Below are 15,214 nucleotides of genomic sequence, written 5' to 3'. Positions count from 1 at the left end.
AGATAGATTAGTCAAAGGGGACTAGTTGAAATATAAGGAGTAGGACTGTCATTGAAGTAACTTTTCGGATAAATGTAGACATAGATGGATGAGATGGAATAGAAGCAGTAGGAAGGGAATCTTTATAAAGGGGACTGCCTTAAGGAGGTTTTGGGGTGGATAGACGATTGCTTGTAGCTTTTGTGTTAACCGTTATGGTTTCTTCAGTTATGACTCGATTGGTTCGTTATCTATCCTATCGTTTCCAATGGGTTGATCGACCTCGCTTCCGCCATATCCATCATCAGGCTATGGCTACTATGGGTGGCTTGGCTCTTCATGTCAGTTTTTGGTTGGTATTTGCTATTCTTTTCAAAGAACAGTTTGCGCATTATACCAGTGTTTTTGTTGGATCAAGCCTGATTGTTCTTACTGGAGCGATTGATGACTATAGGGATCTCTCTCCATTTCAAAAAACTTTTGGCATTTTGCTTGCGACAGTCTTAGTCGTCTCAAAATCATCTTTGTTAATTGAAACCATCCGTATGGGGAATACTCTAATTTTCTTGCCCGTTTGGTTGCAGTGGTTGGCAACTGGGGTTTGGTTCTTTTTGCTGACCAATGCGATGAACCTAATTGATGGCTTAGATGGACTAGCCTCTGGGGTAACGGTGATTAGTTTATTAACGATGGGGATGATCTTCTATTGGTTTATTTTTCCAACTCCTTTTCCTCAGCTCGTCATTGTAATATTAATGATGGGGAGTTTACTGGGCTTTTTGCCTTATAACTGGTATCCAGCCTCTATTTATCTAGGAGATACGGGGAGTTTGTGGTTAGGATTTATGCTTTCTGTCGTGTCCTTGGTAGGGGTTAAATCGGCAGCTTTTGTGTCGGTTATCTTACCAGTTTTTATTTTAGCTTTACCATTGATAGATTCTGTCTTTTCGGTTATTCGCCGTCTGTGGACAGGGCAAGCCATTTTTCAGGGGGATAGGAAACATCTGCATCATCGCTTGTTAGATGTAGGCCTCTCTCATTTGCAGGCAGTCTTGGCCATCCTTTCCATTAGCTTGCTTTTTAGCTTATCCGCTTTGACGGCACAGGTTTACCATGATATTTCGGTGATTTTCTTTGCTTTAGCTATAGTGTTGGCTACTTACTTAATAGTGATGACGAGAAAAAAGCCAAAAGATGGATAACGAGTCCTTAAAGTTTTATTGCGCTTCAATGATAAGTCAGTAGGGTATCTTTGGAGTTTGTTCTTTCTTTGGAAAGGTATGCCCTTAGAAGTGATGTCAAAAATGTATGTTTGATCCTAAATTCCCCCAAAAATTTGTCCACCATTTGAGCATTGGATAAATTTTTGGGGAATTTAGACTTGATCAAATAAGCCCTAAATTTGGATCAAAGGATCTAAATTTAGGGCTCTTTCTTGTCGGGAGTGATAGCTAGCTGCTTTTACTTAGTTTTCTGATGATAATATGAGGATTGCCCCTCATGTTTTTGTGGCTTAAAGATAAAAGAGGAACTAGTTGTTTGGATCTTGTCCTCTTTTCACGACTAGCGGGAGGATTTCCTTTTCTAGTGGAGTGATTTTTTCTTGACCGTTGAGGAAATTATGGATGGAAGAGACTAGCTTATCGTAGTGCTCTAGAGGAGTTTGTAGGCGGTAGGTAACCTGGTCTAGATAGCTGCGATTGGTTATTTCTACAGGATAATCTTTTAAAAAATGGTCAAGAGGATCGATGGCGCTATAGGCAAAAGTGAGATCAAAGGGTTGGTGCCAGACTCTATCGACAAGGCAGGCGGCATCTAAGGCGATGGTAACTCCCTTAGTATAAGCACGGATAAGACCGCCAGCACCAAGCTTTGTGCCACCAAAATAGCGGACGACAACGGCAGAAACATCGTGTAATTTATTTTTTTTAAGGACCTCTAACATGGGAACTCCAGCTGTTTGACTGGGCTCACCATCATCGTGGGCACGTTGGATATGGTCATCGTCGCCTAAAAGATAGGCAGAACAGTGGTGGGTTGCTTTGGGGTGCTCTGCACGAATTTTAGCTAGGCCGTCGATAGCCTCTTGTTCAGAGGAAATAGGAAAGAGATAGCCGATAAATTGAGAGTCTTTGATCATGATATCTGCGCTAGCCCATTCTTTAATTGAGAGATTTGACATAAAGTGGCAATTCCTTTCGTTCTAGTGGTTGATTCTGTGACTTGATTATAGCATACTGTAAGGAGATGTTTGCTAGGCTCTTCTAGCAAACGATAGGCTTGTGCCATAGATTCACAACATGATGCAATTATACAGATAAGTGATGGAGATATTAGATGACAAAGATAGCTTTAATGACAGATAGTACGGCAAATTTAACAGAACAACAGAAAAAAATATGGAAAGTCGACGTCGTGCCATTGAGTGTGACTTTTGGGCAAAAAACTTTTTTAGAAACGGAATTGACTGAAGAAAAATTTTACGACTACTTGAAGACGGATAGCCATTTTCCAACGAGTTCTCAGCCAGCTCCAACAGCTTTTTCAGATGCTTTTGAACGCTTGATAAAAGAGGGCTATGAGGAAGTTATAGTAGTGACTATTTCTTCTAAAATCAGTGGGACTTATCAATGTGCACAAATGATGGCGGAAGAATATGCTGACCGTTTGAAAATACATGTGGTAGATAGTATGTCTTCTGCAGCAGAAATGGTTCGTTTAGTGCAATATACTGCCTCGATGATTGCTAGCGGTTTTAATAGTGAGCAAATCTTATTTTCCGTCGAAGCTTTTGTTAAGCGAATGGAAACCACAATTGTGGTGAATGAGCTGGATAGTCTAGTTCGTGGAGGACGATTAAGCTCTGGGGTGGCAATGGTAGGCAATATGCTAAAAATTAAGCCTTTGTTGCAATTTGAACAAGGCGAAATTGTCTTAAAAGAAAAAATTCGTACAGAACAAAGAGCCATCAAGCGTGTTTTTGCACTCTTAGAAGAATATGTCGAACGAAGCTCGTCAGATGAAAAAGTTCTTGTGGGGATATCAGAGGGGCTTTATCGAAATAAAGCCGAAGAATTAGCCGAAGAAATTCGAGAAAAGCATCCGAATGTAGACGTGATGATTTCTTCCTTTAGTCCTGTTATAGCAACACATTTGGGAGAAAGATCTTTAGGGGTGATTTGGTCTGTTATTGATCCACAAGTCTCACTGATTAATGTAGAGGAATGATAAACTTTTTGAGATCGATTGTTCTTGTGGAAGATTTATTTAGGCGCTATTCTAAGAGCCTTTAAATGAATAAACGTTAATACAGTAAGGCGAAAGTCTGTTAAAAGTACTGATATACAAGTGCTTTTGACAGGCTTTTTTGCTTGAAGAGCTAGATGTATCTTGCTTGAAGGGGGATAAATGGGCCTAGCTACTGATGAAGTGAATGAGCTAATCAGAAATGAACTCTCTTGCGTTTCTTATTGACGCAAGGGGAAAAGTTATATTGTACTATTGTGAAGCCCTGTAGATGAGCTGCCTTATGTGAGTAAAGTGCAGGGGGAGCTTTTGTTTTGAAAAATGTTGTTCATCTATGTAAAGGAGGGGAAAAGTGGAAAGTTTAGAGGGGAGGGTGCTAAGTTTAGAAGAACTATCAAGAGAGCAAAGGGAATTTGTTCAAAAGCATCCAGATCAGCTTAGAAAGTTTTATGGCATTAGAGAGGGAATGTGTCGTCGTTGTTTAAATCAGGATAGCCGGCTATTTCAGGAAAAACCTTGTGTAAAGGGACATGGAAATTGTTTTTATTGCCTGGATTGCTTGGCTTTTTCACGTGTGTCAACTTGTAGTGCTTTAGTGTATCTACCGGTTACTTCCTTAGAGCCTAGGGAGGTTGATTTTTATTTGGAGCACTCCCTTTCCACCGATCAAGAGCGAATTAGTGGGGAAATGTTAGAGAGCCTGAGTAAGGGAGAAGATCGATTGATATGGGCAGTTACTGGTGCAGGGAAGACTGAAATGACTTTTGCTTGTATAAGAAAGGCGTTGTCTCAAGGCAAGAGAGTGGCCTATGCCTCTCCTAGGATTGATGTGTGTTTAGATTTACACGCGAGGTATAAAAAAGCTTTTCCGTCCGAGGATATTCCTCTTTTGTATGGGGAGAGTAAGGAGGAGTATCGCTTTAGACCCTTTATGATGATGACAACGCATCAATTGGTGAGGTTTTACCAAGCCTTTGACCTTCTTATTGTGGATGAGGCGGATGCTTTCCCTTTTAATGGTTCCGCGCTTTTAGAAAGGGCAGTGGCGAAGTCAGTCAAAAAAAGACATAGTATATTCTGGTTAACAGCCACACCGCCAAACTTTTTGATTGAGGAAGTGAGGAGTGAAGGCTTGCCTATATCTATTTTAGCTGGTCGCTTTCATGGGCATCCTTTGCCTGAAGCTGAGTTTTCTTATGTGGGGGATTGGCGGGAAAAAGTGATAAAGGGGAAGTTACCTAACTGTATTCACCAATTTTTGAAAGAAGAAGTCGCTCAAGGACAATTTCTTATTCTTTTTATGCCACATATACCCTTGATGATAAAAATGGAGAGTATCTTGAAAAAGCTGCATCCTGATTGGCGAGTGGCTAGCGTTTCAGCCAAGGATACTAAACGTTTAGAAAAAGTACAGGAAGCTAAGGGAGCAGCTTATGACCTTCTTTTATCCACAACGATCTTAGAAAGAGGAGTGACCTTTTATGCCATAGATGTGGCTGTTTTAGGCGCAGAAGACGAGACTTTTTCTTCTGAATCCTTGATTCAAATAGCTGGACGAGTTGGCAGGCATAAAGATGCCCCATCAGGACGAGTAGTCTATTTTCATAATGGGCAAACTAAAGCTATGAGAAAGGCTCAATTGACGATTCGTTTCCTCAATCGTTCTTATCAAGAGGGAAGGGAGGATTACCATGACTTGTTTACTTTGTCATGAAAAGATTCAAAGGAGATTCCTCCTAGAGCAGTGGCTGACATTTTATCCGATTAGCCAGCCTTGTCTATGCCTTGAGTGTCAGAAAAGTATAGAAGAGGAAAGGTTTAAAGGGGATTCTTGTTATGTTTGTCAAAAAGGAAAGGATAAAAAAGTGCTGTGTGCAGATTGCCTAAACTGGAGGGCTAAGGGAGTGGATCCCAAATTTCGTGTATGGTCAGCCTATCGCTATGAAGGGATGATTAAAGAGAGTTTACTGCAATTGAAAATGAAGGGGGATGTACGGTTTGAACGCATCTTATCGCCTATCTTTAAAGAGGAACTAAAAGTTTTTAAGGATAAAATTTTTGTACCTATTCCTTCCAATAGAGAAAGAAAGAGGCAAAGGGGATTTAACCCAGTGGCCTATCTGTTAGAAAAGGCAGGTTTAGCATATGTCCCTTTGTTAGAAAGTAAGCAAATGGGAGATGGGCAAATGAAACAGGCCTATAAAAGCCGACAAGAACGCTTGGCTTCAGAAAATCCTTTCCAATTGAATGAAGATTTGTTAAAAGATATTTCCGATAGGCAAGGAAAAAGTATATTATTAATCGATGACGTCTATACGACAGGTGCTACCATGCACCATGCCTTAGAATTGCTAGAAAATAGAGCCTTTCAATCGATAGCAGCTTGGGTTTTGGCAAGAGCTTAAGAAAGACTTGCCTTTCAGTTAGAAAAGCAAAAGAACATCTTGCTGCTAGAAATATAAATGAAGTCAATAAGGGAGAGAAAAAACATAATATAGGGAAGAAAAACTGAAAACGTTTGTAAATGATCTCTTAAAGTTTTATAATAATAGTGAAGGATCCCCTTATTTACTCATACCAAAGAGTCGGGATCTAAAACTGGGCAACCAGCGAAAGGAGATTGGTACTATGTTCAAGTATAATATGCGTGGAGAAAACATCGAAGTCACTGAGGCAATTCGTAATTATGCCATCAAACGGCTCAGTAAGCTCGAAAAATATTTCACAGATTCTCCTGATGTGACCGCACACGTTAATTTTAAAGTATATGCGGATAAACAAGCTAAGGTAGAAGTGACCATTCCGTTTTCTTTCTTAGTCTTGAGAGCAGAAGAAACCTCTCCAGATCTATATGCCAGCATTGATTTTGTAGAAGACAAACTTGAACGTCAAGTTCGTAAATACAAGACACGTATTAACCGTAAAGCACGTGAAAAACAAGTTGACTTGACGGTTCCGTTGGTAGATGACGAAGAAGTCGCTCAACGTGAAGGAGACGGCATTTCAATTGTTCGGAAGAAACGCATTGCTTTGAAACCTATGGACAGTGAAGAAGCTGTGCTACAAATGAATATGTTAGGTCACGACTTCTTCATTTATGAAGATGCTGAAACTGGTGGCATCAGTATTGTCTACCGCCGTAAAGACAAAAAGTATGGCTTGATTGAAACGGATGACCTAGAAAACTAGGAGACGGAAAAGAGAGCGATCAGCTAGCCTTGAAGTCGGATGAAAATGAAGAGCAGAGCAGTGGGAACCCTTTAGCTGGCATCCCGCTGCTCTTATTGCTTTTTTAAGCTAAACAAGAGCTTTGTCGCCACTGTAAGGCTTTATTTTGTCATAACTTAATGTTAGAATAATTTTGATATGGCTAAATTAGATAATGCCCACACTGTGATTCGTTGCTTTATTTAAAGATAGGCGATTGAGAAGGAGCTAGTATGGCAAATTTTTTGAAACGATTAATCGAAAACGATAAAAAAGAACTTAGACGCATCAGTAAAACAGCGGATAAAATCATGGCTTTGGAGCCTCAATATGCTGCTTTGACTGATGAAGAATTACAAGCAAAAACAAGAGAATTTAGAACACGTCTAAAAGAAGGAGAAACGTTAGATGATATTCTTCTGGAAGCCTTTGCGGTAGCTCGTGAAGGGGCACGGCGTGTGTTGGGCTTGTTCCCTTTTAAAGTGCAAATTATGGGTGGTATTGTTCTCCATGGAGGGAATATTGCCGAAATGAAAACGGGGGAAGGGAAGACTTTAACAGCTACGATGCCTGTTTACCTGAATGCTTTGTCTGGTGAAGGTGTACACGTGGTTACTGTTAATGAGTATCTTTCATCTCGTGATGCGGAGGAAATGGGGGAATTGTATCGTTTCCTTGGCTTAACGGTTGGATTAAACTTGAATAGTATGTCTGCCCCTGAAAAAAGGGAAGCTTATGCAGCAGATATCACTTTTTCTACCAATAACGAATTAGGTTTTGACTATTTGCGGGACAACATGGTGGTTTATAAAGAGCAAATGGTTCAACGCCCATTGAATTTTGTTATCGTCGATGAAGTAGACTCTATATTGATCGATGAGGCAAGAACACCGTTGATCATTTCCGGTCAAGCTGAACAATCCAATTTACTCTATAAACAAGCAGATCTATTTGTGAAACGTCTTAAAGAAGATGTGGACTATGTGATCGATATCACCTCTAAGACAATTGGTTTAACCGATGAAGGGATCACCAAGGCAGAACGGAATTTCCGTACGCCAAACTTGTACTCTGTGGATAACTCTGCATTAACGCACCATATTGATCAAGCTCTTCGAGCCAACTATATCATGCTTAAAGATATTGACTATGTGGTCGATGAAGGTGAAGTGAAGATCGTTGATCAATTTACTGGTCGTATTATGGAAGGGCGCCGTTATTCTGACGGTCTGCACCAAGCGATTGAAGCCAAGGAAGGCGTAAAAATCGAAAACGAATCTAAAACCATGGCGACTATTACCTTCCAAAACTTCTTCCGTATGTACAAGAAACTTTCAGGAATGACCGGTACAGCTAAGACGGAAGAAGAAGAATTCCGTGAAATTTACAATATGAATACCATCGTCATTCCAACCAACCGACCAGTTATTCGGAAGGATCAACACGACTTACTCTATCCTTCCTTAACGTCAAAATTCAGAGCTGTTGTTCGAGAAATTAAGGAGCGTCATGCTCTTGGTCAACCAATTCTTGTCGGGACAGTAGCTGTAGAAACTTCTGAACTTTTGTCCCGCATGTTGGCAAAGGAAAAAATTCCTCACGAAGTTTTGAATGCCAAGAACCACTTTAAGGAAGCGGAAATTATTACTGGAGCAGGTCAAAGAGGAGCTGTAACGATTGCTACTAACATGGCTGGTCGTGGGACAGATATTAAGCTTGGGCCTGGCGTGAAAGAACTTGGAGGACTTTGTGTTATTGGGACTGAACGGCACGAATCGCGTCGGATCGATAATCAGCTTCGTGGACGTTCTGGACGTCAAGGAGATCCAGGTGTAACGCAATTTTACCTGTCCTTAGAAGATGATTTGATGCGCCGATTTGGTTCTGAACGGATCCAAGCTATGTGGGAAAGATTGGGTCAAGATGAAACTGAGGACATCGTGATTCAAAACCGCTTCTTTACTAAACAAGTTGAATCTGCACAAAAACGGGTAGAAGGGAATAACTATGATACCCGGAAGAACGTTTTGGAATATGACGAAGTGATGCGGGAACAACGGGAAACGATTTATCGTCAACGTCTACAAGTGATTACTGAGGAGAAATCTTTGGAAAAGGTCACGATGCAAATGATCAAACGTACTATTCATCGTATGGTGGCTAATAATACGATTGGCGATAAGAAGGATTGGAATTACAGAGCCATTTACGATGCTGCTATTGCAAGTATTGCTAGAGAAGATGAACTTTCCAAATCAGAAATAGATGGAAAGAACCCAAGTGATATTGAGGATCTTTTATGGAAACTTGCTATGGCAACTTATGAAGATAAGAAGGAGCAATTAGCTAGTCCTGAACAATTGTTAGAGTTCGAAAAAGTAGTCATTTTACGAGTGGTGGATCAAAAATGGACAGACCATATCGATGACATGGATCAATTACGGACTGGGGTTGGCTTGAGAGCATATGCTCAAACAAACCCTCTAACAGAGTATCAAACAGAGGGGTATACACGCTTTAACGAAATGATTGCAGCGATCGATTTTGATGTCACACGGATCATTATGAAAGCTCAAATTCGTCGTAATTTGAAAAGAGAAGCAGTAACCCCATCGCACAGTAATTAAAGAGAGTAGGAGAGAAGAAATGGGCTGTTAAAGTTCACCCATTTCTTTTTCCATCTATACGAGTGCTTTTAAGAAATAGTATGGAAGGACTTAGCCTAGTGCAAGTCTTTAGAGAGGAAGTGTCCTAATTGGAAATAAGTGACTTAAGGCGAATCTATGAAAAAGCAGCTGCTCAAGTGAACAGCTTCAGGAGGTCTCTTTGACATAGACCGTTTATCTGAGGATATCGCCGAGATGGATCATCAAATGATGGCAAATGATTTTTGGGATGATCCTCAAAAAGCCAGAGAAATCATTGGCAAAAGCAACCAACAAAAAGCTATTCTTCACCAATTTGAATCCTTAGGGAGTCAAGTGGAAGATTTAAGAGATAGCATTGAGCTCTTGGAAGAGGAAGAAGATGAGGAATTACTAGCAGAAGCAGAAAAAGCTTCTAGGGTATTGGAAAAGGAGCTAAGAGGGTTTGAATTAGATATGCTCTTAGACGAAGCTCATGATTCTTCCAATGCTATCGTGGAAATACATCCTGGGGCTGGTGGGACAGAATCTCAAGATTGGGGCGAAATGCTCCTACGTATGTATAGGAGATGGGCTGAGCAGCATGATTTTTCAGTGGAATTCATTGATTACCAAAATGGTGAAGAAGCCGGATTGAAGAGTGCGACTTTCTTGGTGAAAGGGCATAATGCTTACGGTTATTTAAAAGCTGAAAAGGGTGTCCATCGTTTAGTTCGTATTTCACCGTTTGATTCAGCAGGTAAACGGCATACCTCTTTTTGCTCGGTTGATGTGGTTCCAGAGTTATCACAAGATGTGAATGTAGATATTAGACCAGATGATCTAAAAATTGATACCTACCGAGCTTCTGGGGCTGGGGGGCAACATATCAATAAAACGTCATCAGCTGTACGGATCACCCACTTACCAACAGGGATTGTAACGCAATCTCAGGCACAACGGTCGCAATTTGCTAATAAGGAGACAGCTATGCAACTCTTAAAGGCTAAATTGTTGCAAATGGAAGAAGAGGAAAAGGCAAAAGAGTTGGCTTCTATTCGTGGAGAACAACTGGAAATTGGTTGGGGATCGCAGATTCGTAACTATGTTTTCCATCCTTATAGTTTAGTGAAGGATTTACGGACTGAGTATTCTACTTCTTCGATATCCGATGTGATGGATGGAGATTTAGATGGATTTATTGATGCTTATCTCAAGTGGAGAATGGGGAAAGTTTCGGATCATTCACTTTAGGGAGAAGTTTTTAGGAAAGATGCTATACTGAGTCTAAGGTAAATGAAAATAAAAAAAGAAGAGAGGGAAGTGTATGGGACTCATCATAGAGATGATGGATGTGTCGAAATATTATGAGGGAGAAGTCCCAGCCTTGAAAGGCATTTCTGTTCAAGTTGATGCTGGAGAATTTGTCTATATTGTAGGGCCGAGTGGTTCAGGTAAATCTACCTTTACGAAATTGATTTATCGGGAGGAGAAAGTGAGCAAGGGCTATATTAAAGTCGGGGATTTTGACCTTGTTCGACTAAAAAATAGAGATATTCCCTATTTAAGAAGGTTTGTTGGGGTCATCTATCAAGATTTTAAACTCTTACCTAAGTTGACCGTTTATGAAAACGTTGCTTATGCTATGGAAGTTGTGGGGAAACGTCCAAAAGAGATCAAGCAACGAGTGAATGAGGTCTTGGAATTGGTTCACTTATCCGCCAAAAAAGATCGTTTCCCAGATGAATTGTCTGGTGGAGAACAACAGAGGGTAGCCATTGCTCGTGCGATTGCCAATATGCCAAAAGTTTTGATTGCAGATGAACCGACAGGAAATTTGGATCCGGAAACTTCAGTTGAGATTATGCAAATTCTAGAAAAAATCAACAAGCAAGGGACAACCATATTAATGGCAACTCATAATAGCCAAATTGTGAATCATATGCGTCATCGGGTTATTGCTATTGAAAATGGCAAAATTGTGCGTGACCAAAATCGAGGAGGCTACGCTTATGTTCGTTAGAAATTTTCTTCGCCATATAAGGGATGCCTTTAAGGGGCTTAGGCGGAATAGCCTCCTAACTGTCGCTTCCATTACGGCAGTGACCTTGACCCTCATCTTGTTTGGTTTAGCGACCAGCTTCTTGATGAATGTGAATCATGTCGCTATGCATCTTGAAGAACAAGTAACGGTTAAAGCTTTTATCGATCCAGCGGCTAATCCAGATGATGAAAAGAAATTACAAGAATCTGTCCAAAAAATTTCGCATGTAAAGTCTGTGGAGTATCGAACGAAGGAACAAGAACTAAAAGATTTAACCAAGTCTCAAGGGCAGGAGTTCAATATATTTACGGAAGATTCTAATCCTTTATCCAATGCCTTAGTCATTAAGACGACAGACCCACAAGTGACTAAAAAAGTTGCTGAAGAAGTCGCTAAGTTAGCTTATGTGGTGGATGTTAACTATGGGGGAGAAAGCGTCACCCAGTTCTTGTCTTATGTGAAAACAGGTCGTTTAATCGGGATGGGTGTCTTAGGAGCACTTTTAATCATTGCGATTTTCTTAATCTCCAACACGGTCAGAACAGCTATTTATGCAAGACAAGTGGAAATTGATATCATGCGTCTAGTGGGGGCAAAAAATTCCTATATTCGTGCGCCATTTTTCTTGGAGGGGGGCTTGATTGGCTTACTAGGGTCTATTATACCGCTTGCTCTCTTTATTATTGGCTATCCTATCCTTTATCGTTATGGGATGGACAAGATGGCAGGGACGTCTTTGAAGCTGATTCCTCCATATCCACATATTGTCTGGATTAGTTTGGCCATGGTTATTGTTGGAGTTGTCATTGGGTCTTTTGGTTCGCTCTTTTCTATTTCACGCTATTTGAAGAAATAAATGAGAGCTTTTAAAAAAGAGCTGGATCTTTGAAAAGAGATCGAGGGAATTAGTAGCTCTTTATCAAGTTTTATGACCCACATTTTTATTCTTAATTCAATTTTTTGTTGGCAAATTCTTTTGAAGCGGGGCTGGGACAAAAGCCCAATAATTAAGTAAGTCCAAATAAGAAAGTGTGTCATATCAAGTCGGGAAAAACTTGATTGGCGCACTTTTCTTCTTGCTTTATGAATTTTATCCCATCCCCGTTTCATAAGAATTGCACCTTGTTTTTTAGTTTTGAGACAGCTGAAAAGTGGATGACTTTCGTCTATCTGAAGGACATGATATAATAAAAGGGAACAGACATTCGCTTTAATAAACGATAGAAGATGAGTGAGATAGGAGTGACAGGAGCTTATGGGGAAAGAGAAGATTCTGGTACATGGTGCACGAACCCATAATTTAAAAAATATTGATTTAAGTATTCCAAGAGACAAGCTTGTGGTGGTTACTGGCTTATCTGGATCTGGTAAAAGCTCCTTGGCCTTTGATACTTTGTATGCAGAAGGGCAACGGCGTTATGTGGAAAGCTTGTCTACTTATGCTCGTCAATTTTTAGGGCAGATGGATAAACCTGATGTGGACAGTATTGAAGGCTTAAGCCCTGCGATTGCTATCGACCAAAAAAGTACTAGTAATAATCCTCGTTCTACTGTCGGTACGGTAACGGAAATTAATGATTTTTTACGTTTACTCTATGCTAGAGTTGGGGAGGCTGTTTGTCCGAATGATGGGCACTTGATTGCGAGTCAAAGTGTGGAGCAAATGGTGGATCGCTTGATGGCGATGAAGGAGAGGACTCGGATACAATTGTTGGCGCCTATTGTTAGAGGGAAAAAGGGGCAACACAAGCAAATTATTGAAAAAGTAAAAAAAGAAGGTTATATCCGTGTAGCTGTGGATGGCGAAATTTTTGAACTGTCTGAAGTCCCTGAATTAGATAAAAATAAAAAGCATGATATCAGTGTGGTAGTTGACCGCATTGCTATCAAGCCTTCATCTAGGTCTCGCTTGTTTGATTCCTTGGAAAATACGCTTCATTTGGCTGAAGGTCGTGCAGAAGTTTTGCTTGAAAAGGGAGAAACCCTTGTCTTTAGTGAGCATTATTCTTGCCCAGAGTGTGGCTTCAGTATAGGGGATTTGGAGCCACGTCTTTTTTCTTTTAATGCTCCTTTTGGTTCTTGCCCAGATTGTGACGGTTTAGGGGCTAAGTTAGAAGTGGATGTAGATTTAGTTATTCCTGATTCAAATCTTACGATAAGAGAGCAAGTTTTTGTGCCTTGGCGATCGATTTCTTCACGTTACTATCCGGAGCTCTTACAGCAATTTGCAAAAGCTACAGGGATTGATCTGGATACCCCTTTTAATCAATTGCCTAAAAAGCAACAGAATTGGTTATTATATGGCCGTCCAGACTTTTATTTTACCTTTGATTTCACTAATGACTTTGGGAAAAGGACACAAAAGGAAATTGATTTCGAAGGTGTATTGGTCAATGTGAATCGACGCTATCATGAAACGCATTCTTCATTTACACGAGAGCTGATGAGTCAATATATGACTCAATTGACTTGTCCAACTTGTCATGGCTATCGGCTGAATGAAAAAGCTTTAGCGGTAAAAGTCGAAGGCAAACATATTGGGGAAGTTTCTGATATGGCGGTAACAGATCTTTTGACTTTTGTTCGAGGGCTAAAGTTTAAAGAAAATAAAGATAAAGAAATAGCAGGACCTATTCAAAAAGAATTGCTAGATCGGCTGAGCTTTTTAGAAAATGTAGGCTTGGGTTATTTAACATTGAGTAGGGTGGCAGGCTCTTTGTCTGGTGGGGAAGCGCAACGCATTCGCTTAGCTACTCAAATTGGCTCTAATTTGAGTGGAGTTTTGTATATTTTGGATGAACCTTCTATAGGACTTCATCAAAGAGATAACGATCGCTTGATTGCCTCTTTAAAACAAATGAGGGATTTGGGGAACACCTTAATTGTGGTAGAACATGATGAAGATACGATGAGGCAGGCAGATTATTTGATCGATATAGGGCCTGGAGCTGGCGAACATGGAGGGCAAGTGGTAGCAGCTGGTACGCCTATCCAAGTAGCCAAAAACAAAAAATCCTTGACGGGACAATATTTATCCGGAAAGAAGCACATAGCAGTTCCTTTATTAAGACGAAAGCCTGAAAAAGGGGCAGTAAAGATCGAGGGAGCTAGCGAAAATAATCTCAAACAAGTGGATGTAGAATTTCCTTTGGGCTTATTTATAGGGGTTACTGGTGTGTCTGGGTCAGGAAAGAGTTCTTTAGTGAATGAAGTTTTGAAAAAGAGTTTAATGAGAAAGCTCTACAAGACCAGTGAACGTCCAGGAAAATGTCGGGCAATAAAGGGTTATGAAAGCCTAGATAAGGTGATTGCGATCGACCAAAGCCCGATTGGACGGACACCACGATCTAATCCAGCGACCTATACGAGTGTTTTTGATGATATCCGTGACTTATTCGCGCATACGAATGAAGCTAAAGTCAGAGGATATGGAAAGGGACGCTTTAGCTTTAATCTTAAAGGTGGCCGTTGTGAAACCTGTAAAGGCGACGGGATTTTGAAGATTGAAATGCATTTTTTACCAGATGTTTATGTGCCTTGTGAAGTTTGTCATGGTAAACGGTATAATAGTGAAACCTTGGAAGTCAGTTATAAAGGGAAAAGTATTGCTGATGTATTGGAAATGACAGTGGAAGAAGCTCTCGATTTCTTTGCGAATATTCCTAAGATCAAACGTAAATTACAAACTATTGTGGATGTTGGTTTAGGTTATATTCGTTTAGGACAACCAGCAACGACTTTATCAGGTGGAGAAGCGCAACGGATGAAATTAGCCAGTGAACTGCAACGCGTGGCAACCGGTAACACTTTTTATATATTAGATGAACCAACAACTGGTTTGCATATGGCAGATATTCAACAGCTTTTAGCAGTTCTTCAACGTTTAGTCGATGCGGGAAACACGGTTTTAGTGATCGAACATAACTTGGATGTGATCAAATCTTGCGACTATTTGATTGATATGGGGCCTGAAGGTGGTGCTGGTGGAGGTCAAGTTCTTGTGACTGGCACACCAGAAGAAATAGCCAAGACAGCTATTTCTTATACCGGTCAATATCTTAAACCACTTTTAGAAAAAAAGATCTAGTGAGTGCGCAAAAATAGGAGTCGGACT

11 protein-coding genes are annotated in these 15,214 nt (G+C 40.4%); 10 read left to right on the top strand and 1 reads right to left on the bottom strand.

Annotated elements, in window-relative coordinates; translation table 11 throughout:
• The first annotated feature begins 155 nt into the window (after positions 1–155).
• Positions 156–1,181 (top strand): glycosyltransferase family 4 protein, encoded by a 1,026-nt coding sequence (locus D3H64_RS09090; RefSeq protein ID WP_121565908.1) that lies wholly within the window; start codon positions 156–158, stop codon positions 1,179–1,181.
• A 329-nt stretch (positions 1,182–1,510) separates the two neighbouring features.
• On the opposite strand, the gene D3H64_RS09085 is transcribed toward D3H64_RS09090, so the two are convergent.
• The gene (locus D3H64_RS09085; protein ID WP_121565907.1) at positions 1,511–2,161 is read right to left on the bottom strand and encodes a YigZ family protein; all 651 of its coding nucleotides are present in this window, start codon (positions 2,159–2,161) and stop codon (positions 1,511–1,513) included.
• Positions 2,162–2,316: 155 nt separating this feature from the next.
• Between D3H64_RS09085 and D3H64_RS09080 the strand changes: the two genes are divergently transcribed.
• From D3H64_RS09080 to uvrA, 9 genes are all read left to right on the top strand, one after another.
• The gene (locus D3H64_RS09080; RefSeq protein ID WP_121565906.1) at positions 2,317–3,207 is read left to right on the top strand and encodes a DegV family protein; all 891 of its coding nucleotides are present in this window, start codon (positions 2,317–2,319) and stop codon (positions 3,205–3,207) included.
• A 370-nt stretch (positions 3,208–3,577) separates the two neighbouring features.
• A complete protein-coding gene (locus D3H64_RS09075) occupies positions 3,578–4,939 on the top strand; it encodes a DEAD/DEAH box helicase (protein ID WP_121565905.1) in 1,362 nt (453 codons plus the stop codon).
• A 190-nt stretch (positions 4,940–5,129) separates the two neighbouring features.
• Positions 5,130–5,630 carry a ComF family protein gene (locus D3H64_RS09070; RefSeq protein WP_158589270.1) on the top strand — a complete coding sequence of 167 codons (501 nt, stop codon included), beginning with the start codon at positions 5,130–5,132 and terminating at the stop codon, positions 5,628–5,630.
• Between the two features lie 223 nt (positions 5,631–5,853).
• Positions 5,854–6,414, top strand: a complete 561-nt coding sequence (gene hpf, locus D3H64_RS09065; RefSeq protein ID WP_121565903.1) for a ribosome hibernation-promoting factor, HPF/YfiA family — start codon at positions 5,854–5,856, stop codon at positions 6,412–6,414.
• A 251-nt stretch (positions 6,415–6,665) separates the two neighbouring features.
• A complete protein-coding gene (gene secA / locus D3H64_RS09060; RefSeq protein WP_121565902.1) occupies positions 6,666–9,059 on the top strand; it encodes a preprotein translocase subunit SecA in 2,394 nt (797 codons plus the stop codon).
• A gap of 128 nt (positions 9,060–9,187) precedes the next feature.
• A protein-coding gene (gene prfB, locus D3H64_RS09055; protein ID WP_121565901.1) for a peptide chain release factor 2 occupies positions 9,188–10,310 on the top strand; the annotation gives its coding sequence in 2 pieces (ribosomal slippage) (positions 9,188–9,259 and positions 9,261–10,310; 1,122 coding nt in all).
• A 73-nt stretch (positions 10,311–10,383) separates the two neighbouring features.
• Complete coding sequence (gene ftsE, locus D3H64_RS09050) at positions 10,384–11,079, top strand: cell division ATP-binding protein FtsE (protein ID WP_121565900.1); 696 nt, start codon at positions 10,384–10,386, stop codon at positions 11,077–11,079.
• On the top strand, positions 11,069–11,956 hold the full coding sequence (ftsX, locus tag D3H64_RS09045) for a permease-like cell division protein FtsX (RefSeq protein ID WP_158589269.1): 888 nt from the start codon (positions 11,069–11,071) through the stop codon (positions 11,954–11,956). Before ftsE ends, ftsX begins: the two co-directional genes overlap by 11 nt.
• 399 nt (positions 11,957–12,355) lie before the next feature.
• Positions 12,356–15,187 carry an excinuclease ABC subunit UvrA gene (gene uvrA, locus D3H64_RS09035; RefSeq protein WP_121565897.1) on the top strand — a complete coding sequence of 944 codons (2,832 nt, stop codon included), beginning with the start codon at positions 12,356–12,358 and terminating at the stop codon, positions 15,185–15,187.
• Positions 15,188–15,214 lie beyond the last annotated feature (27 nt).

Origin of the sequence: Atopobacter sp. AH10, assembly GCF_003664595.1 — a bacterium.
GTDB lineage: Bacteria > Bacillota > Bacilli > Lactobacillales > Aerococcaceae > Atopobacter.
The sequence above is the reverse complement of the archived record's forward strand: the minus strand, read 5'-3'. Positions and strand labels throughout refer to the sequence as shown.

Excerpts from the sequence above, each read along its gene's own strand:
- D3H64_RS09085 (WP_121565907.1), bottom strand. The coding sequence starts at position 2,161 with ATGTCAAATCTCTCAATTAAAGAATGGGCTAGCGCAGATATCATGATC.
- D3H64_RS09080 (WP_121565906.1), top strand. The coding sequence starts at position 2,317 with ATGACAAAGATAGCTTTAATGACAGATAGTACGGCAAATTTAACAGAA.
- hpf (WP_121565903.1), top strand. The coding sequence starts at position 5,854 with ATGTTCAAGTATAATATGCGTGGAGAAAACATCGAAGTCACTGAGGCA.
- secA (WP_121565902.1), top strand. The coding sequence starts at position 6,666 with ATGGCAAATTTTTTGAAACGATTAATCGAAAACGATAAAAAAGAACTT.
- ftsE (WP_121565900.1), top strand. The coding sequence starts at position 10,384 with ATGGGACTCATCATAGAGATGATGGATGTGTCGAAATATTATGAGGGA.
- ftsX (WP_158589269.1), top strand. The coding sequence starts at position 11,069 with ATGTTCGTTAGAAATTTTCTTCGCCATATAAGGGATGCCTTTAAGGGG.
- uvrA (WP_121565897.1), top strand. The coding sequence starts at position 12,356 with ATGGGGAAAGAGAAGATTCTGGTACATGGTGCACGAACCCATAATTTA.